Below are 19,814 nucleotides of genomic sequence, written 5' to 3'. Positions count from 1 at the left end.
GCGGCGGCGGATAATGGCGATATGGATGTCGAAATGCATGGGAATGACGTGCTGAAGGTCGGTGTCGCTCAGTTCACGGTGGCGAAAGAACCGGCCGCGAACCTTGAGACCATCGAGGGGTATGCGCGGCAGGGTGCGGAGAACGGCGCGCGGGTGCTGCTTCTGCCGGAAGGACTGATTGCGCGCGACGACGGGGATCCCTCGTATACGGCGCGCATGGCGCAGCCGTTGGACGGTCCGTTCGTCACAGGATTGCGTCATATCGGCGAGCGGTATGGCATCACGCTGATGGGCACCGTGCATGTGCCGGCGGACGCCCTGGACGCGGCGGGTGCGACCGCCCGACGGGTGTCCAACGTGTTCGTCGTCATCAGGGATGGCGAAATCGCTGCGACCTACCGCAAACTCCATCTGTACGACGCGTTCGCGGAACGCGAATCCGATACGGTCGAGCCGGGCGATGCGCTCCCGCCGATCGTGGACATCGACGGATGGCGCATCGGCGTGATGACCTGCTACGACCTGCGGTTCCCCGAGACGGCGCGCTCGCTGGCCGTGCGCGGTGCCGACGCGATCGCGGTCTCGGCCGCATGGGTGCGCGGCCCGCGCAAGGAACGCCATTGGGAGATCATGGCCGCCGCACGCGCGTTGGAGAACACCTGCTATGTGCTCGCCTGCAGTGCGACGGGAGCGAGGACCATCGGATTGAGCCGCATCATCGACCCGCTCGGCGAGGTCGTCGCGGCGGCGGGCCCGCAACCGGCGCTCATCACCGCCGGACTGCGTCGTGACGCGCTCGCCGCCGCCCGCCGGACGCTCCCGGTCCTCGCCAACCGCCGTTTCGCCGATCCCGCGCTGGCTTAGGCTCGCGGTTCCGCGACCGGCATCCGACCATTCAGAATCTTCCATCCGATGGCATGTCGAGCATTGCGGCGCGCGGATCGTCGCCGGCACGCCCGTGGAACCAGTCGGCGATGCTGGTCTCGCTCACCGGTTCGAGATTCCACGCGTCGAGGCCCACGTTGAGCGCTTCCGGGCGGGCGCCTTCGGGCGAGAGCTGGTGCGTGTGGCCGTAGAGCAGACGACGGCCGTCGAACGGCAGCGCCTTGTCGTGGAACCGCACGGCGTCGTCCGGCCAACCGTAGGCGAGATCCTCGCGGTACGGGAAATGCGACAGGTTCACGGTCTGGACCGCGTCCGGCCGTGCGGCGTCGAGACCGATGAGACCGACCGTGCCGTTCGGTTCGATCGAGGCGAACAGGTTGCGGGCGGGACGATCGTCCAGCCACCAGTCGTCATGGTTGCCAATCACCGCGTGCAGATGCCGGCAGCGCAGCCGCCTCAGACAGTCCTTGAGATGATTGACGGATGTGCGGAATCCGATGTCGCCGAGAATCCACAGCTCATCATCCTCGCCGACCAGCCGGTTGATGTTCGCGACGACGGTCTCGTCATGCGCGTCCGTGTCGGCCGCGGTGCGGAAGCTGAGCCGCGAATCGTCGAGCACGACGCCCTTCGCCCAATCCTCGGCGGCTTTGCGCCCCTGGTCGGCGAGCAGCGCCGCATAGCGTTCGCGACCGGGGTCGAATGTCGTGAATCCGCGCAGCACGCTCACTAGCGGATGCCCGAAATGCGTGTCGGTGGTGAAATACCTCATATACGTGTTCCTTCCTCGGAATGGATTATGGTACCGATACCGGTCATGGGGCGTCCCGGCGGGGAATGCCGGCTTTGAGCAGTTTCATCGTCAACGGCGTCCTCCGCATGACGTCGTCGTAGTTGAAATGGACGATTTCGCGTGCGCCTGCACGCTTCAAGGCCTCATCCCGGCGGCGTTCGTTCGCTACGATCTCCTGGATGCTTCGATTATCGGTCATGTCGGGATCGATGTATTTGCGGGTGCCGTCATATTCGCCGACGACCGTCGCGCCATCCGTCAGCGTCCACACGAAATCGGCGCGGTACTCCGCTCCGGTCTGCGGGTCCCTCACCGGCACCTGAAGACGCGGCGTGAGGAACCGTTCCTCGATCATCGTGCCACGGGCCAATGATTCCCCGCCGTTCTCGCTTTTCGCGTTCACGTGACGCAGCAGACGCAGGGCCGAGCGTGGATCGGCGTGCATCCGGCCGATCGCGTCGAGCACGTCCTCGGCGGTGATTCCCTTGGCGAACGCCGAGTCGAAGAACGGCAATGAGAAACGGAATTCATGTGAGCCGGCGCAATCGAGCAACGTCATGGCGGGCGGCAACAGGAACAATCCCGTTTCCTCGTGTTCGATCCGCGCCGCCGCCGTCTTCGGCACATAGACGCGTTTCAGATGACGGTCGGGACGGTGCGTGCCATGATTCGATGTGGCGATCGTCACGGAACCGTCGTGCAGACACCATTGATGTTCGAATCCGTAGGCCACTGCGGCGACGAGTCCTCCGAATACCCATGTGCGATGGGCTTGTGCGAGCGTGCGGGCGATGTGCATCGTGCGTTCCGGAGGATTCAGCCCGTTCCAATAAACGGTCTCGGCGTACAGCGACGGAATTCCCGGATAGACGCATGTGAAATCTCCGGCTTTCGCGCGCCTGCGCAACGCCGCCTGCTCGGCCGTATTGCGGGAATACGCGCATCTGCCTGCACGCTGGGCGTCCGCCATCAGCTTCGTCACCGTTCTATGCGTTCTCATGGTTCGACCGTAGCCGATTCGCACTCCGCGGAGGGTGCCGAGCGCCCCTTGTGGTCGGAGCCCCCCTCTTTCGGCGTGCCCGTTACAGGAATCGGCGGAATCAAGCCGATTCGCGCACAAGGTGCCCGATGTGGATAACGGTGATGGCGCCGGGCTGCGGGAGGTTTCCATCTTGCGTCGGTTCCGTGCCATGGGTGGCGGAACGGTGACGCTAGGAGGGGATTGAGCATCGGTTGCGTGCCATCCTTGGCATGGAAACGACGGTGGAGGGTTCTTTAGCGTCGTTTCCGCGCCACACTTGGCACAGTTCCGACGCTGAGAGCTCTCCCGGCGTCGTTTCCGGCCAGCGGATGGTGTGCATGCGACGCCGTTGGTATGGAAACGACGCGGAGGGGAAGCGACGCGGAAGGGGAAGGGCGCACCTACGATGAGCGGGCGGCGAACGGAGGGCGCATGACGGCAGGGGGTCGGCTATCATTGTGGGGTTTGGGCATGTGAGGCCATATAGACGGCACAGAAGAACAAGCAGGAGCACAGGAACCATGTCATTCGAGCATCCGAACAGGAACAACGAGACCATCCAGGACGTCGAGCTGGACATCATGAGCCGTCCGCCGGAGCATAACACCACGAATCTCGACCTGGACCGCATGAACCTGATGCTCGACGTGCTGGGGCACCCGGAGGAGTCGTTCCGCGTGATCCATGTGACCGGCACCAACGGCAAGGGGTCCACCGCACGCATGGCCGAGGCCATCTGCCGCGCCTATGGCATGCGCACCGGCCTGTACACGTCGCCGCATCTGGAGAAGATCAACGAGCGCATCGCCATCGACGGCCAGCAGCTCTCCGACGACGACTTCATCGACGCGTGGGACCAGATCAAGGACCTCGTCGCGCTCGTCGACCGCAAGATGGAGGAGCAGGGCAAGCCGCGCATGAGCTTCTTCGAGGTGCTCACCGCCATGGCCATCTGGAAGTTCGCCGACGCGCCCGTGGACGTGGCCATCGTCGAGGTCGGCATGGGCGGAGCCTGGGATGCGACCAATGTGCTCGACGCGGACGCGGCGATCATCGGACCGGTCGACATGGACCACATGAAGTGGCTGGGCGACACCGTGGAGGAGATCGCCACCGAGAAGGCCGGCATCATCAAGCCCGGCTGCACCGCCGTCATCGGCCCCCAGCCGCATGAGGAGGAGGTCATGCCGATCATCGAGGCGGCCGCCGAACGCAACCATGCGAAGCTCGTGCGCGACGGCTACGAGATGGAGGTCGTCAACCGCATGCCCGCCGTCGGCGGGCAGGTCGCCACCCTGTCCACGCCGCTCGGCACGTACACCGAGGTCCCGATCGCCAAGTTCGGCGAACATCAGGCGCACAACGCGCTCTCCGCGCTCGCCGCCTGCGAGGCCGTGATTCCCGTCTCCGGCGCGTTGGACGGCGACATCGTCGCCGAGGCGCTCTCCAGCGTGAAAATCCCGGGCCGTATCGAGCAGATCCGCACCTCGCCGACGATCATCGTGGACGGCGGCCACAACGTGAACGCCGCCGAATCCCTGCGCGCCGCCATCGAGGAGAACTACCACTTCGAGCAGCTGGTCGGCGTGGTCGCCATGATGGAGGACAAGCAGGTCGAGGAGTATCTCGGCGTGCTCGAACCGGTCCTGAGCCAGGTGGTCGTCACCGAGAACTCGTGGCGCGACCGCGTCATGTCCGCCGACGACCTGGAGAAGATCGCCGTCGAGGTGTTCGGCCGCGACCGCGTCGTCAAGGAGCCGGAACTGCCGGACGCGATCCAGACCGCCGTCAACATGGTCGACGAGGCCGACGAGCTCGGCGTCGGCTACGGCCACGGCGTGCTCATCTGCGGCAGCTTCGTCACCGCCGGCGACGCCCGTGAGATGCTCGAAGAGCATGCGAGCCCGATCATGAGGAAGGCGATGAGCATCCACCAGCCCGTCGTCGAGCCGGACGACGGCGACGCCGGCAAGACCGGCTCCGACTCCGACGAGGACGACGGCGACGACGTGCTCGGCGGTCTGTTCGGCGGCGAGGAGCGGTCCTCCGCCGACACGAACGCGAACGCCGACACCGCCACGAACGCCGCCGACAAGGCCGAGTAAAGGACGACCAAGGGGTGTATCTCAAGGAACTGACGCTGCGCGGCTTCAAATCGTTCGCCTCGGCGACCACGTTGCGCTTCGAGCCCGGCATCACCGCCGTGGTCGGACCGAACGGCTCCGGCAAATCGAACATCGTCGACGCGCTCACCTGGGTGATGGGCGAGCAGGGCGCGCGCAACCTGCGCGGCACGTCGATGGAGGACGTGATCTTCGCGGGCACGTCCTCCCGTCCGGCGCTCGGCCGCGCGCAGGTGAGCCTCACCATCGACAACACCGACCACGCGCTCGACATCGACTACACGGAAGTCACGATCTCGCGCACGATCTTCCGCAACGGCGGCTCCGAATACGCGATCAACGGCTCGCCATGCCGTCTGCTCGACATCCAGGAGCTGTTGAGCGACACCGGCCTCGGCCAGCAGATGCACGTGATCGTCGGCCAGGGGCGTCTCGACCAGATCCTGAGGGCCGACCCGGCCGGGCACCGCGCGTTCATCGAGGAGGCGGCCGGCGTCCTCAAACACCGCAAACGCAAGGAGCGCGCGCTGCGCAAACTCGCCAACACGGACGCGAACCTGCGCCGGCTCGACGACCTGCTCGGCGAGATCCACCGCCAGCTCGGGCCGCTCGGCCGCCAGGCCCGCGTCTCCCGCCGCGCCGACGCGATCAAGGTCACGCTGCGCGACGCCCAGTCACGTCTCTACGCCGAGGACGCGGTCAAGGCGATGCGACGACGCGACCGGGCGCACGAGGAGCTGACGGCCGTCCGCGGCGACCTCAACGCCATGCGCCGCGAACTCGCACAGGTCAAAGTGCGCATCGAACAGGTGGAGGCGCAGGCCGGCGAAGCCGACCCCGCCATCGAACGGCTCGACCGGTCCTGGCATGAGCTCACGCAGCTCAAGGAACGCTTCGGTTCGCTCGCCGCGCTCGCCGACGAACGTGGCCGTGCGCTGTCCGCGGCCGTCGCGCCGGAACGCGGCGAGGATCCCGACATCCTCGACCATCGCGCCGCGGAACTCGACCGTCAGGCCGCCGAAGCGCGGGACGCGGAACAGGATGCGCGGCTCGCGCTCGAACAGGCAACCGAGACGCGCGCCGCCGACGAGCGGCGACTCGCCGGCATGCGACGTACGATCGCCGAAGTCGACCGCGCCTCACGAGAACGCGACGCGCGCGCCGCACGGATGCGCGAGCTCATCGCGCGCGAGGAGGCCGCCGTCGAACTGGGGGAGGGACGAGGCAAGGACCTCGCGGCGCAACGCGAATCCCTGCTCGCCCAGCAATATGACGCGCGCACGCGGCTCGCTCGCCTGCGCGAGCAGACCGGAACCGGCGGCGACGACGGGAACGTCGCGTTGGACGAGGCGCGTGCCGCGCTCGACGAACGTCGCGGCGCCCTCGACGCGCTGCTCGCCGAACAGCGTGACCTCCAGTCCGCGATCATCTCGCTCGACGCCAAATCCGAGGCGCTGAAGGATACGCTCGAGTCACGTGGCGACGCCGGTTCGCTCGAATCCGATCCGGACGTGACCGTGCTCGGGCGTCTCGCCGACCTCATCCACGTCGCCGACGGATGGGAGGAGGCGGTCGCCCATGCGCTCGACGGGTATGCGGGCGCGCTCATCGTCCCCGACGACACGGCCATGCTCGCCGCGTTGCGCGCCGCCCGCGAACGCCGCATCGGCAAAGCCGCGGTCATCAACGCGGGATGCGACATCCCGGATACTGCGGGAGCATCGGCCGATGCCACAGAAGGCGACACCGAGGAAGGCGACGCGGTCGCCGGTACGCCCACGCTCGCCTCGCTCGTCGCCGCGAACCCCCATGCCGCGGATCCGGCGCTCGCCGCCCGCGTCGTCGCCGCGGTGCGCGCCCTGCTCGCCGACACGGCCACGGCCGACCGGCTCGAGGACGCGCAACGCATCGTCGCCGCAGGCGAGGCGACCCGCGCCGTGACGCGCGCCGGCGACGTGCTGGTCGCCGGCGTCGCCGCGGCGGGCGGCGCGGGCTCCGCGCAAAGCGACCTGTCGCTGGCCGCCCGCCGCGATAAGGCGCTGCGCCGCGCGAAGGAACTCGCCGCACGGCTCGAACAGCTGGAGCCCAAGGTATCGCAGGCGCGCACCGCACTCGCGCAGGCGTCGGCGAACGTCGACGCCGAGACCCGACGACGCACCGAACAGCGGCTCAAAGCCGAACAGGCGCAACGTGAGACGCGCGATGTCCGATCGCGTCTCGACGGCGTCACGCGTGAGATCGCACGACTCGACGAACGGCTCGCCGCCGCGCGCGAGGAGCAGGAGGGCCACCGCACCCGTCTCGCCGACCTCGCTGCCGCGCTCGACGCGGAAACGGCGGACGACGCGGGACGGCAGGACGCCGACGGGCTCGCCGAACGCGCGCGGGAGCTCGAGACGGCGCTCGCCACGGCCCGCGACCGGGAGGTCGCCGCGAAGATCGCATGGACGGAGACGAAACGCAAGGCCGAATCGCTGCAACGTCAGACGATGCTCCTGCACACGCAGGCGCAGGCGGCGCGCGAACGCCGCGAACGGCTCGACAGGCTCGCCGCGGAACGTCGCGAACGCGCCGCGCACGCCCGGACGCTCGCGCGGAAGGCCGGCGCGGCGGCGTCGAAGGCGGAGCAGGCGATCGCGAAGGTCGTCGCCGAGCGCGACGCGCTTCGGGCCGCGGCGGCGGGACGCAACGAGGAGCTGCGCGAACTGCGTGAACGCCGCAACGGGCTCGAACCAAAGGTCGGCGGACTGGCGGAACGCGAGCATGCGCTCGACGTGGACCGCGAGCGCTACGCGGGCGAATACGCGCAGATCGAACGCAAGACGGGCGACGAACTCGGCATGACGGTCGAGGAGCTCGTCATGGGGTACGGTCCGGACCGGCCGGTGCCGGTGCTCGACGAGCACGGCCGTCCGATTCCCGTCGAGACCGCCGATACCGACGCGACCGATACCACCGATGCGACCGAGACCGATGCGACCGCCGCCGATACCGCCGCCGACGGCGCTCCCGCCGCCATCCGCACCACGCCGTACGTGCGCGAGGAGCAGGAGCGGCGTCTCGACAAGGCGAAGCGCGACCTCGCCAAACTCGGCAAGGTGAACCCGCTCGCCACCGAGGAGTATGAGGCGTTGGAGGAGCGCAATAAGTACCTCAACGGGCAGCGCGACGACGTGGCCCGTTCGCGCGACGACCTCATGCGGCTCATCCACGACCTCGACGCGACGATGGTCGACGTGTTCCTCACCGCGTTCGACGACACCGCCAAGGCGTTCGAACAGGTCTTCGCGACTCTGTTCCCCGGCGGCACCGGTCGTCTGCGGCTCGAACACCCCGACGACCCGCTTTCGACCGGCGTGATCGTCGAGGCGAGCCCCGCCGGCAAACGCGTCAAACAGCTGAGCCTCCTGTCCGGCGGCGAACGTTCGCTGACCGCGCTGGCCCTGCTGTTCGCGATCTTCACCGCGCGTCCCAGCCCGTTCTATGTGATGGACGAGGTCGAGGCCGCGCTGGACGACGTGAACCTCACACGTCTGCTCGACGCGTTGGACGATCTGCGCGAGCACGCCCAGCTCATCGTCATCACCCACCAGCAGCGTACGATGTCGATCGCGGACGCGCTCTACGGCGTGACGATGCGTGCCGACGGCGTCACCGCCGTGGTGAGCCAGAAGCTCGACGGCGGCCTCGCCATCGCCGACTGAGCGAAGACACGAAGACACGAAGACGCGGAAGCCCCCTTCCACCCGCTACGGGATGGAAGGGGGCTTCGTCATGCCGCCGGAAGAGCCGATCGGCTCACGCCTTGCGTGACTCGCGCAACGCCTTGGCGCGGACGATTGTATCGTCCACGAGCACGGCCTGCGCGTCCACGAGCGGCAGCTGGGGCATTGGGAACGCCTCGTTCAGCACGCTCAGCTCGGTGCAGCCGAGGATCAGCGCGTCGGCGCGCACCGGTCCGGACGGGTCGAGCATGTCGCGCAGCACCGACTCGTAGCGTTCCAGGTTCAATCCGCCGTCGCCCTTCACGTCGTCGTAGATGAGCGACGTGATGCGGTCCTGCAGCGCGTCGTCCGGTTCGACGAACTCGTAGCCCGCCTCCTCGACGGCCTGACGGTACACGCCCGCGGCGCGCGAGCCGAGCGTGCCGAGGAAGCCGACGCGCTCGCACGTGCCCGAAGGCGCATGCGGGTACAGTTCGGCGAGGCGCGCGACCGCCCCGCGCGGCATGTGCAGGATCGGCACAGGGGTGAGCGCCTGGAAATGGTCGTAGAAATAGTGCGCCGTGTTGCAGGTGAGCACGATGAAGCTCGCGCCCATCGCGGTCGCCTTCTCGATGTCGTCGGCGATCACCGGGAACGGGTCGTCGCCAGACTGGCCGGTGATGAACGCGGTGCGGTCCGGCACGGCGGCGTCGTTGAACACGACGTAGTCGAGGTACTCCTGGTCGCAATGCGCGTGCGTGCCCTCGTTGACGAGACGCACGTAGCTTTCCGTGGCCAGCGATCCCATGCCTCCCAGCACGGCGAAGAACGGTCTTCTCACTTCAATGCGCCCTTCTGTCGGAAGTACTTGGCGTAGCTCTTCTTGTAGATCGAGAACATGTGGCGGATCATCAGCCAGCGCAGCGGGTTCATGTCCTTCGAGTACTCGAGCGTGGTGCCCCAGTCGCCGGCCTTCATCATCGCCATGCCGCGCGCCTTGTCCTCGCCTTCGGCGACGTAGTCGGTGAAGATCGAACGCGGGATCTCCAGCCACAGCTTCGAGCCGCGGCCGAACACGGTGTTCCCGTCGAACGGCGTGTCCTCGACGAGGTCGTCGACGAAGTACTTCGCCAGGTTGAAGCCGTTGAGCGTGACGAAGTAGCTGGAGCGGCCCTGGCGCAGGTTGATCTCGAACAGCTTGTACTCGCCGTCGCGCTCGTCGTACTTCATGTCGAAGTTCGCGACGCCCTCGTAGCCGATGCTCTCCAGGAACGCCTTGATGCGGTCGAACACGCCTTGGTTGAAGTCGGGGATGATGGCCGCGTAGTTGCCGGCGGCCACGGGGGAGGGGTCCTCGAGCAGCGGGTGGCCGAGGAACATCATGCGCACGCGGTGGTGGTGGTCCACGTAGGCGTTGAGCACGCGCATGCGCGAGTCGTCGCCGGGGATGAAGTCCTGGATGATCATCTCGGACTTGTAGCCGGCGTCGTAGGCGCGGCGGATCATCACGTCCAGCTCCTCGGGGCGCTCGAAGATGTACGCCTTACGGCGGCCCTCGAAGTCGATGTCGAGCCATTCGACCGAGTTGGCGGGCTTCATGGCCACCGGGTAGGAGAACGGCAGGTCCTTGTACGCGCCGAGCCTCACGTCCTCGGCGGTCACGGTCTTCGTCTTCGGATGCGGCAGGTCGTACTTTTCGCACAGCTTGTAGAACGTGGCCTTGTAGGCGAGCTCGCGCGACAGGCGGATGTCGAGCGTGTTGTAGACGAAGTACTTCCTCAGGTCGTCGCCGCACTGGCTCAGCAGGTTCGCGTACACGTCGCCGCAGGGGATGAGCAGCAGCGCGCGGTCCGGGTCCTCGGCCTTCATGCGCCGGCCGAGGTCGAGCATGAAGTCGCGGAACGTCACGAAGTTGTCGAAGTCGGGCACGATGTGCACGTTGACGATCTTGCTGAACTTGGTGGGGCTCAGCTGGAAGTACGCGTACGCGTCGGAGACGATGCCGTACTCCTCGTGGAACGCGCGGGCCATGCCGTACACGTTGATGTCGCTGCCAAGCAGAATCGGTTGGAATCGGGTCATGGTTGCTCACCTTACTCCCTGCGCATGCCGTTCGAGCGCGCGCCGCACGACGTTCGCGTCGCCCGGCCACGCCACCGGCCTGCCGTCGATGATGTTGCGCGTCTCGTGGCCCTTGCCGATGACGAGCACGATGTTAAGCCTCCCGTGCTCGCGCGCGTCGGCGCGGGCCTCGTCGATGGCCGTCCCGATCGCCTGCTCGCGGTCGACGATCACCTTCGCCGTCGCGTCCGGGTCGGTCACGTGGGAGGCCATCTCCTCGGCGATCGCGCGCGGGTCCTCGAAGTTCGGATCGTCGGTGGTGAGGATGAACGACTTGGCGCGTCCCAGCGCGCCCTTGACGATGCCCTCGCGGCGGTCGATGGCCTTGCCGCCGGTCGATCCGGCGACGAGCGTGATGCGCGGGTCCCGTTCGCCGTACACGCGCAGCACCTCATCGACGACCGACTTGGTGGAGATGTAGTTGTGCGCGTAGTCCACGTACACGTGCAGGTTCTCGCCTTCGGTGAAGCGTTCCATGCGTCCCGGCACCTGCACGCGTTCGACGGCGCGCATCGCCGGGTCGTCGAACGGCACGCCGGCCTTCATCGCCAGCGTCATCGCGGTGCCCGCGTTGAGGAAGTTGAATTCGCCAAGCATGTCGAGCTCGAGCGCGACGGTCGTGCCGCCGCACGTCACGCGGATGCCGGTCTTGCGCGACGGGTCCACGGCGATCGTCACGTCGGCGGGCGTCGTGTGTCCGGTCGCCGGGTCGTCGAGCGCGAACGTCGTGACCGTCACGCCGGCGCGTCGCGCGTCCTCGCGCAGCAGGTCGGCGTGGTCGCAGTCGGCGCCGAGCACGAGCGTGCGCGAGTTCGCGATGATGCGGCGCTTGCAGTAGAGGTAGTCCTCGAACGTGGGGTGTTCGATCGGGCTGATGTGGTCGGGGGAGATGTTGAGGAAGGCGCCGACGTCGAAGGTGAGTCCGTAGACGCGGTTCACCTTGTACGCCTGGGAGCTGACTTCCATCACCATGTACTCCATGCCGGCGTCGGCGGCCTCGCGCATCATGCGGAACGCGTCGAGCGATTCGGGCGTCGTGAGCTTGGACGGCGTCCACGTATGCCCGTCGAGGCAGCAGGTGAGCGAGCTCATCATCGCCGCGTGGCCGTGCGAGTACTCGTTGAGGATCGCGTGCGTGAAGTAGTCGGTGGTGGTCTTGCCCTTGGTGCCGGTGATGCCGATCAGGGTGAGCTCGTCCTGCGGACGGCCGTAGAACTCGGCCGAGAGCAGGCTCATCGCCTTGTGCACGTCCTCGACGATGAGGCCCGGTGCCTTCGTGCGGTCCGTGTAGGGGGTCTCGGCCACGTAGGCGCCGAGACCGCGCCCGTCGATGCCGTCAAGGAATTCGGGTTTGAACCGTCCCTTGACGAACAGCAGCGTGCCGTCCGTCACCTCGCGGGTGTCGTAGGTGATGGACGGGATCGGATCGTCGGCGCCGGGCAGCGTCGAGGCGTCCATCGTCCAACGGTCCCCGGCGACGATCTCACGAAGCAGATGATGGTTATCCAGCAGCTTGGCCGCGGCGGCGAGGCTCAACGGCGAAGTCGTGGTGGGCATATGGCTCTCTCCCTAGTATCGTGTGGCGACGCGGGGTCTCCCCGGCGTCACCGCACGATACTACTCCACCGCCGCCCGCCGTGCGATGGCCTTGGGGGACGGGCACGGCGGGCGCGGGACGGCCGTGCCGCCGGCGTATCACCGCGACACCAGCAGCCGTTCGACCACCCGGTCGTCGCCCTCGTACGGCACGTGCCTGTTGCGGTCCTTGATCCAGCGTTCGTCGCCCTTGCCGATGACGAGCACCACGTCCGTGCGCTCCGGGTGCGCGCGGGCCTCGTCCAGCGCGTCGGCGATGGCGGCGACGCGGTCGATGATCGTGGTCGTGGCGACGTGCGGGTTCGTCACGTGGGAGCGCATGTCGCGGCAGATGTCCTCGTAGGGTTCGGTGTCGGTGTCCTCCGCGGTGAACACGAATCGGGCGATGCGGTCCTGCGCCGCCTCGACGATCTCCCGGCGGCGGTCGAGCGCCTTGTCTCCCGCGGCTCCGGCCACCAGCGTGATGATGGGATTGCGGCCGGCGTAGCGCGCGTCGACGAAGTCGAGCAGCGCCGTGACGGACACGTGGTTGTGCGCGTAGTCGACGATGACGTCGGTGCCGCTCGCCTCGTCGCGGAAGCGTTCCATGCGGCCGGACACGCGCGTGGCCTCCATCGCGTGCAGCGCGCCGGCCTCGTCGGCCGTCACGCCGGCGGCGTGGGCGATGGCCACGGCGGCCAGCGCGTTCTCGTAGTTGAAATCGCCGGCGAGCGCCAGCCGGTATCCGCCGAGGTCGCGTCCATCGAGACGCATCGCGTAGGCGTCGTGGCCGCCGTCCGTCGGCCACGCGACGGCCGCGGCGGGCGCGTCGTTCCCGGCGGGCGCGGCGTCCAGCAGCGCGAAATCCGTCACGGGCACGCCGGCGGCGGCCGCGTCCTCGCGCAGCAGGTCGGCGTGGTCGGTCCGCGCGTTGAGCACCAGCGCGCGGCTGTTGTCCACGATGAGGCGCTTGCAGCGCAGATAGTCCTCGAGCGAGGGGTGCTCGATGTCGCTGATGTGGTCGGGGGAGATGTTGAGGAACGCGCCGACGTCGAAGGTGAGTCCGTAGACGCGGTTCACCTTGTACGCCTGCGAGCTGACCTCCATGACGAGGTACCTCATGCCGTTGTCGGCCGCCTCGCGCATCATGCGGAACGCGTCGAGCGACTCCGGCGTCGTCAGATCCGATTCGACGTAGGTGCGGCCGTCGAGGCAGTTGTCCACCGAGGAGAACAGGGCGCAGCGGCCGCCGGAACGCGCGTTGAGCACGGCCTGCGTGAAATAGGCGGTGGTGGTCTTGCCCTTGGTGCCGGTGATGCCGATCAGGGTGAGCTCGTCCTGCGGGCGGCCGTAGAATTCCGCGGCGAGCAGGCTCAGCGCCTTGCGCGCGTCGTCGACGATCAGGCCGGGCGCGGCGGTGCGGGCGGACATGTCGGTCTCGGCCACGTAGGCGGCGAGCCCCTTGGCGTCGCAGCCGTCGAGGAATTCGGGGCGGAAGCGCCCCTTGCACACGAGCATCGCCCCGGGCGCGATCTCGCGGGTGTCGTAGGTGATCGAGGCGAACGGCTCGTCGGCGTGGGGCAGCGTCGCGGCCGTCCTCGACCAATGTCCGCCGTGGATCACCTCGCGCAGCAGATGGTGGCGTTCGAGCAGCGTCGCGGCGGAGTTCAGGGTCAGGGCCATCGGTGTCGCTTCCTTTCGCGGCGGGCCCCGGGCCCGCCCGTTCGTATCGGTCGTATGTCGTCGTGCGTCCGGTCGTGTGCGCGGTCGTGTACGGGCCGTCCCCGCGGGATTCCCGTCCGGACGGCTCCACTGTGGGCGACGAATCTCGACGTTCGCTGGGAGGTGTCTTGGATTCCCGTCGCAGGATGCCGACGATATCCCGTGGACGGCGATTACAATGGGCAACCGTGACCAGCGAGACGAAAGAGACGATGGCGGAGCGCCGCGCGCGCTTCGAGAAGCTCGCCATGCCCGCGCTCGACGCACTGTACCGGCGGGCGATGCGCCTGACCAACGATCCGGACGATGCGCAGGATCTCGTGCAGGACACCTTCGAGAAGGGATTCAAGGCGTTCGACTCGTTCACCCCGGGGACGAACTTCGAGGCGTGGATGACCACCATCGAACGCAACGCCTACTTCAACCAGTATGCGAAGGCGAAGCGCCGTCCGCAGCGGGCGAACGATACGAGCGGCGAATACGACGACTGGGACCTGTACGAGGCGTCCGAGCATTCCTCGGATGGGCTCAAATCCGCGGAGGACGAGTATCTGGACGCGTTCGCGCCCGAGGAGATCATGCAGGCGTTGGCGAAACTGTCCCCCGAGCGCCGGCAGGTGTTCATCGACACGGCGATCGACGGCAAATCGTACCGGCAGGTCGCCGAGGAGCAGGGCGTCGCCATCGGCACGGTGATGAGCCGGCTCAACCGCGCGCGCACCCAGCTCAAGCACGAGCTCGCCTCCTATGCGCGCGAGCGCGGGTACGGCTCGCAGCTGCCGGCGAAGCCGTCCTCCGCCTCCGGTTCACCCTCGGCGAAGTCGGGGCGCGGCCGTGCCGGTTCGGGTGTTTCCGGCGATAATGGAACCGACGGCAAGGGAAAGGGGACGCGATGAACGAGCGATCCGTGGAGCAGGTCAGCAGCGTCTCCATCACCCGCGTGAACGCGGACGGGACGGTCAGCCGCACCGAGGTGCATATCGCCGAGACGCGCGTCGTCGGCGCGGACTCCCCGGACGTCGCCGCGTCCGGCATGGGGGAGTGCTTCGACCCGTCGACCTGCTGCTCCGAGCGCGAGCAGGCGATGATCGCCGCGCTGCGCGCCTATCTGCGGCCCGAATCGGCGCCCGAATGTCTCAAGGCGCGGCTGAAGACGTGCCTCGACCACTGTTGCGGCGAGCAGTGAGCCGGTGCCTCGCGCGGGGTATGTGGGATTCCGTTCGCGATGTCTCTCCCTCAGTCGGCTTCGCCGACAGCTCCCTCGTCAGAGGGAGCCGAGGACTCGGACATCAGAGGGAGCCGGGGACATGAGAAAACCCGCCTGGGCGCGAGGCTCAGGCGGGTTTTCCGCGTCTTGAACAGACAAGAATCAGGCGTTGGGGCGCTTGCCGTGGTTGGCGGCCTTCTTACGACGATCCTTGCGCTTACGTCCGCGCATGCCCATGATGGACTCCTTTACTGGAAAGATAAATAAGCCTTCGGCATTATGCCACAGAGCGCGGACGCGCCGCAAACCGCGTTTCGGGCGATGCCCGTCAGGCGGTTCGCGGCGCGTGCCGTGGAAGGGGACGTCAGTCGATCTCGGCCTTGATGAACAGCTTCGTCACGCTGGACTCGCCCGGCTTGATCGCGATGAGGTCCTTGCCGGTGTTGAACGCGTTCGCGTAGGCGGTCTGCGGTTCGACGGCGGTGCCCGCCGGGTGCTTGAACGCCGGGAAGCCGGTGCCGGTGCACACCTGGAACGAGGTGACCGTCTCGTCGCCGCCCACGTGGACGGTCAGGCCGTCCGGACGGTGGAACGTGGCGGTCGCGGTGCCGTCGGCGGCGTGCTCGACGTCCGTCCACGCGTTGTCGTACGGCTGCTCGGTGAGCAGGCGCGGCTCGCGGAAGTCGTACTTCGTGCCGTCCACCGGCTCGGTGCCGGTCGGGATGAGGTTCTCGTCGACGGTGACGTGCGTGCGGGCGGGCACGGTGAGCGTGCACTGCGCGTTGTGGCCGTCGATCTCGTCGCCGTAGCCGTTGAAGCCGTTGTCGAGCCACGGGTGGATGGCGAGCGCCCACGGGGCGTCCACGTCGCCGTTGTTGGTGGCCTCGACGGTGATCTTCAGGCCGTCGTCGGTGAGCTCGTGCGTCGCGGTGACGGTCACGTCGAACGGGTAGCCGAGCAGGAACGGCACGCGCCACGACTGGGTGACGGAGCTCTCGGTGAGGGATTCGAGCTTCCAGAAGGAGCGGTAGCCGTAGCCGTGGATGGCGGTGTTCTTGTCGTGCTCGTCGATCGGCAGCTCGTACGTCTTGCCCTCGAAGGTGTAGACGCCGGCTTCGATGCGGTTCGGGAACGGCACGAGCAGCTGGCCGTGGCAGCAGGTGACCGGGTCGTCCGGGCCGAGCGGGACGATCACGTTCCTGCCCTTGTAGGTGACTTCGCGCATCGTCGCGCCCAGTTCGGTGATGACGGCCTTGTAGTCGCCGTGGGTGATCGTGTACTGCTGTCCCGTGCGCGGGGGAAGGTTCTTGGCCATATATCTCACTCCAGAGTGAATATAGAGGTTGTTGTAGTGTACGCGACAACTTGCGTTATCGCTAACACGTCCAGTCTAGCCCCATTTTCACGCCGCGCCGCGCATGTCGCCGGCGAATCGCGCGCGGCGCGGCCGGTCGCGGTGCCCCGCGGTGCGGTAGAGTGCATCCAGTAGGGAGGGCGGCGCCGGACGCGCCGATGCCCCGCGACAGTCGAGAAAGGTCCCTGATTCCCATGGCGAAACGCATCGTATTGGCCGATCCGCGCGGATTCTGCGCCGGCGTGGACCGGGCGATCCTCACCGTGCGCACGATCCTCAAGGGTTCGCACGGCGCGCCGGACGGCGATCTGCCGCCCGTGTACGTGCGCCGGCAGATCGTGCACAACAAGCATGTGGTCGAGGATCTCGCCTCGCAGGGCGCGGTGTTCGTCGAGGAGCTGGACGAGATCCCCGACGAGGCCGCCGCCGCTGGCGTGCCGGTCGTGTTCTCCGCGCACGGCGTGTCGCCCGCCGTCAAGGCGGAGGCGAAGGCGCGCGGGCTCAACGTGGTGGACGCCACCTGCCCGCTCGTCGCCAAGGTGCACCGCGAGGTGCTGCGGTTCGCGCGTTCCGGCTACGAGATCGTCTACATCGGTCACAAGGGCCACGACGAGGCGGTCGGCGTCGTGGGGGAGGCCCCGGAGCACGTGCATCTGATCGAGCACGAGCGCGACGTCGAGGGGCTGGACTTCACGCCGGATACGAAGCTCGTGCTCCTGAGCCAGACCACGCTGAGCGTCGACGAGACGGCCGGCACGATCGCCGCGCTAAAGGCCCGCTTCCCGTGGATCGAGATGCCGCCCAGCTCGGACATCTGCTATGCGACCTCCAACCGCCAGGCCGCCGTCAAGCTCGTCGCCGAACGCTCCGGATGCGTCGTGATCGTGGGGTCGGCGAACTCGTCGAACTCCGTGCGCCTCGTCGAGGTCGCACAGGAGGGGCTGGGGGAGCGCGGCCGCGCCCACCGGGTCGACGACGCCGGCGACCTCGACCCCACCTGGTTCGAGGGCGTCGAGGCGGTCGGCGTCTCCTCCGGCGCGTCCGTGCCCGAGGAGTACGTGGACGGCGTGATCGCCGCGTTGCGCGAACGCGGCTACACCGACGTCGAATCCGTGGAGACCACCAAGGAGACCATGCACTTCGTGCTGCCTGCGGAACTCCGCAGGCAGCCTTCGCGGTAAACCGCTCACTTCGCCTACGGAAAGCCCACCGGGCTTTCCGCTATGCGGCTCAGTCGTCGGAGCTTCGCCGCCGGTAACTTCGCAGGCGATGACCGCGCCGGCGGCGATGCACAGGACCGTCACATCGCGTTGGTAGGGTATTGGCAGTCGAAATCAACCCCGAGGAGATGGAATACCTTATGTGCGGAATCGCCGGATTCGTCAACGACGACCCGATCGACGTCAAGTGCCCGGTCATCAAGCGGATGACCGACATCATCGCCCACCGCGGACCCGATTCGGAAGGCAAGTACGTGGACGAGTACGTGGCGCTCGGCCACCGGCGCCTGAGCATCATCGACCTCGGCGGCGGCCAGCAGCCCATCTACAACGAGGACGGCAACCTCGTCATCACGTTCAACGGCGAGATCTACAACTACCAACCGCTGCGCGCCCAGCTCATCGAGGCCGGGCACACGTTCACCACCGAATCCGACACCGAAGTGCTGCTGCACGGCTACGAGGAGTGGGGCGTCGAGCTGCTGCAGAAGATCCGCGGCATGTTCACCTTCGTGATCTGGGACAAGACCAGGAAGGAGCTGTTCGGCGCGCGCGACCACTTCGGCATCAAGCCCTTCTACTACGCGAAGATGAACGGCACGTTCATGTACGCCTCCGAGATCAAGAGCCTGCTGCAGCACCCCGACTTCGTCAAGGAGCTCAACCGCGAGGCGCTGAAGCCGTACATGACCTTCCAGTACCCGCCGTTCGCCGAGACCTTCTTCAAGGGCGTGTTCAAGCTGCCCGAAGGCCACTACTTCACCTACCGCGACGGGAAGATGGACATCCACCGCTACTACGACGAGCGCTTCCGCGAGTCGGACGTGACTCTCGACCATCTCGTCGACACCATCGACGACACGGTCATGGGATCCGTCAAGGCCCACCAGATCGCCGACGTGGAGGTCGGCTCGTTCCTCTCCTCCGGCGTGGACTCCAGCTACGTGGCCGCCGTGGCCCGCCCGCAGCACACGTATTCGATCGGCTTCGGCAAGGGCACCTACAACGAGAGCCAGCAGGCCGGCGAACTCGCCGAGATCCTCAAGCTCAACAACACGGCCGAGGCCCTGACCGACGAGGAGGCGTTCAGCGCCTTCCCGCAGATCCAATGGCATCTCGACGAGCCCGACTCCAACCCGAGCTGCGTGCCGCTGTTCTTCCTCTCGAAGCTCGCCGCGCACGACGTCAAGGTCGTGCTTTCCGGCGAGGGCGCCGACGAGCTGTTCGGCGGCTACATCGACTACGGCGTGCACACGAAGTCGAAGGTCATCAAGGTCGTCACCCGCTGGCTCACCCACCTGCCCGCCGGAGCCCGCCACGCCATCGCCCGCTGGTGCAAGGGCAAGACCTTCCACGGCGCATGGCACCTGTACGCGAACCTCGCGCCCGCCGAGGAGAGCTTCATCGGCCAGGCCCGCGTGTTCGAGGAATCGGAGTCCGACCGCATCCTGAAGCCCGCGTACCGCAAGGCGCCCAGCGTGCAGAGCATCGTCGACAAGACCTACGCCCGCATCGAGGGCAAGGGGCTGAGCGAGCTCAAGAAGAAGCAGTACCTCGACATGCACCAGTGGATGCCCGGCGACATCCTCCTCAAGGCGGACAAGCTCACCATGGCCCATTCGCTCGAGCTGCGCGTGCCGCTGCTCGACAAGGTGCTCATGGGCGTCGCCGAGCAGGTGCCCACCAAGTGGCTCATCAACGACGAGAACACCAAGTACGCGTTCCGCCAGGCCGCCGGCCGCCACCTGCCCGAGGAGTGGAAGAGCCGCGAGAAGCTCGGCTTCCCCGTGCCGATCAAGAAGTGGCTGCGCGAGGAGAAGTACTACAAGCTGGTGCGCTCCGTGTTCGAGCGCGACTACGTGAACGAGTTCTTCGACCAGGACGCGATCCTCAAGATGCTCGACGACAACTACGCCGGCAAGACCGACGACCGCCGCCGCATCTGGACCATCTACACGTTCCTCACCTGGTACGACGTGTACTTCGTGCACGACGGCTCCAAGCCGGCCGTGCTCGACCTGGGCGACTGAGCGCCGTTCATCGGAAGGCTTGACCGCGACCGCGGTCAAGCCTTCCGGCTATCATCAGT

15 protein-coding genes are annotated in these 19,814 nt (G+C 67.2%); 7 read left to right on the top strand and 8 right to left on the bottom strand.

Annotated features, from left to right (window positions below):
- Window positions 1-33 precede the first annotated feature (33 nt).
- Window positions 34-864 carry a nitrilase-related carbon-nitrogen hydrolase gene (locus tag AC1AYX_RS02030; protein WP_476501925.1) on the top strand — a complete coding sequence of 277 codons (831 nt, stop codon included), beginning with the start codon at window positions 34-36 and terminating at the stop codon, window positions 862-864.
- A gap of 31 nt (window positions 865-895) precedes the next feature.
- Here the strand turns inward: AC1AYX_RS02030 and AC1AYX_RS02025 are convergent, their stop codons facing one another.
- Both AC1AYX_RS02025 and AC1AYX_RS02020 read right to left on the bottom strand, forming a co-directional pair.
- Entirely contained in the window at window positions 896-1,657 is a 762-nt protein-coding gene (locus tag AC1AYX_RS02025) for a metallophosphoesterase family protein (protein WP_476501924.1), read from the bottom strand.
- A gap of 43 nt (window positions 1,658-1,700) precedes the next feature.
- Window positions 1,701-2,849, bottom strand: coding sequence for a hypothetical protein (locus AC1AYX_RS02020; protein ID WP_476501923.1), 1,149 nt, complete (start codon window positions 2,847-2,849; stop codon window positions 1,701-1,703).
- 371 nt (window positions 2,850-3,220) lie between these two features.
- On the opposite strand from AC1AYX_RS02020, the gene AC1AYX_RS02015 reads away from it, so the two are divergent.
- Both AC1AYX_RS02015 and smc read left to right on the top strand, forming a co-directional pair.
- Window positions 3,221-4,804 (top strand): bifunctional folylpolyglutamate synthase/dihydrofolate synthase, encoded by a 1,584-nt coding sequence (locus AC1AYX_RS02015; protein WP_476501922.1) that lies wholly within the window; start codon window positions 3,221-3,223, stop codon window positions 4,802-4,804.
- Window positions 4,805-4,818: 14 nt separating this feature from the next.
- Window positions 4,819-8,526, top strand: coding sequence for a chromosome segregation protein SMC (smc, locus tag AC1AYX_RS02010; RefSeq protein WP_476501921.1), 3,708 nt, complete (start codon window positions 4,819-4,821; stop codon window positions 8,524-8,526).
- 94 nt (window positions 8,527-8,620) lie between these two features.
- Here the strand turns inward: smc and AC1AYX_RS02005 are convergent, their stop codons facing one another.
- The 4 genes from AC1AYX_RS02005 to AC1AYX_RS01990 all read right to left on the bottom strand — a co-directional run bounded on the left by AC1AYX_RS02005 (window position 8,621) and on the right by AC1AYX_RS01990 (window position 13,905).
- Complete coding sequence (locus tag AC1AYX_RS02005) at window positions 8,621-9,367, bottom strand: aspartate/glutamate racemase family protein (protein WP_476501920.1); 747 nt, start codon at window positions 9,365-9,367, stop codon at window positions 8,621-8,623.
- Window positions 9,364-10,608 (bottom strand): carboxylate--amine ligase, encoded by a 1,245-nt coding sequence (locus tag AC1AYX_RS02000; RefSeq protein WP_476501919.1) that lies wholly within the window; start codon window positions 10,606-10,608, stop codon window positions 9,364-9,366. Before AC1AYX_RS02000 ends, AC1AYX_RS02005 begins: the two co-directional genes overlap by 4 nt.
- A gap of 6 nt (window positions 10,609-10,614) precedes the next feature.
- Window positions 10,615-12,204: a UDP-N-acetylmuramoyl-L-alanyl-D-glutamate--2,6-diaminopimelate ligase gene (locus AC1AYX_RS01995; RefSeq protein ID WP_476501918.1), complete on the bottom strand. Its 1,590-nt coding sequence runs from the start codon at window positions 12,202-12,204 to the stop codon at window positions 10,615-10,617.
- Between the two features lie 138 nt (window positions 12,205-12,342).
- Window positions 12,343-13,905 carry a UDP-N-acetylmuramoyl-L-alanyl-D-glutamate--2,6-diaminopimelate ligase gene (locus AC1AYX_RS01990; RefSeq protein WP_476501917.1) on the bottom strand — a complete coding sequence of 521 codons (1,563 nt, stop codon included), beginning with the start codon at window positions 13,903-13,905 and terminating at the stop codon, window positions 12,343-12,345.
- 251 nt (window positions 13,906-14,156) lie between these two features.
- Here AC1AYX_RS01990 and AC1AYX_RS01985 point away from each other — a divergent pair, with 251 nt between their 5' ends.
- Both AC1AYX_RS01985 and AC1AYX_RS01980 read left to right on the top strand, forming a co-directional pair.
- Complete coding sequence (locus AC1AYX_RS01985; protein ID WP_476502032.1) at window positions 14,157-14,840, top strand: sigma-70 family RNA polymerase sigma factor; 684 nt, start codon at window positions 14,157-14,159, stop codon at window positions 14,838-14,840.
- Window positions 14,837-15,130: a hypothetical protein gene (locus tag AC1AYX_RS01980; protein WP_476501916.1), complete on the top strand. Its 294-nt coding sequence runs from the start codon at window positions 14,837-14,839 to the stop codon at window positions 15,128-15,130. The genes AC1AYX_RS01985 and AC1AYX_RS01980 overlap by 4 nt, the downstream gene beginning before the upstream one ends.
- Window positions 15,131-15,313: 183 nt before the next feature.
- Here AC1AYX_RS01980 and AC1AYX_RS01975 read toward each other — a convergent pair whose 3' ends face one another.
- Window positions 15,314-15,388 (bottom strand): 50S ribosomal protein bL37, encoded by a 75-nt coding sequence (locus AC1AYX_RS01975; RefSeq protein ID WP_003817083.1) that lies wholly within the window; start codon window positions 15,386-15,388, stop codon window positions 15,314-15,316.
- Window positions 15,389-15,515: 127 nt separating this feature from the next.
- Window positions 15,516-16,466 carry an aldose 1-epimerase family protein gene (locus AC1AYX_RS01970; RefSeq protein WP_476501915.1) on the bottom strand — a complete coding sequence of 317 codons (951 nt, stop codon included), beginning with the start codon at window positions 16,464-16,466 and terminating at the stop codon, window positions 15,516-15,518.
- A gap of 233 nt (window positions 16,467-16,699) precedes the next feature.
- On the opposite strand from AC1AYX_RS01970, the gene AC1AYX_RS01965 reads away from it, so the two are divergent.
- Both AC1AYX_RS01965 and asnB read left to right on the top strand, forming a co-directional pair.
- The gene (locus AC1AYX_RS01965) at window positions 16,700-17,686 is read left to right on the top strand and encodes a 4-hydroxy-3-methylbut-2-enyl diphosphate reductase (protein ID WP_476501914.1); all 987 of its coding nucleotides are present in this window, start codon (window positions 16,700-16,702) and stop codon (window positions 17,684-17,686) included.
- A gap of 179 nt (window positions 17,687-17,865) precedes the next feature.
- Window positions 17,866-19,755, top strand: a complete 1,890-nt coding sequence (gene asnB, locus AC1AYX_RS01960) for an asparagine synthase (glutamine-hydrolyzing) (RefSeq protein ID WP_476501913.1) — start codon at window positions 17,866-17,868, stop codon at window positions 19,753-19,755.
- Window positions 19,756-19,814: the final 59 nt, after the last annotated feature.

The organism is Bifidobacterium sp. LH_419 (assembly GCF_056356955.1).
The sequence above is the reverse complement of the archived record's forward strand: the minus strand, read 5'-3'. Positions and strand labels throughout refer to the sequence as shown.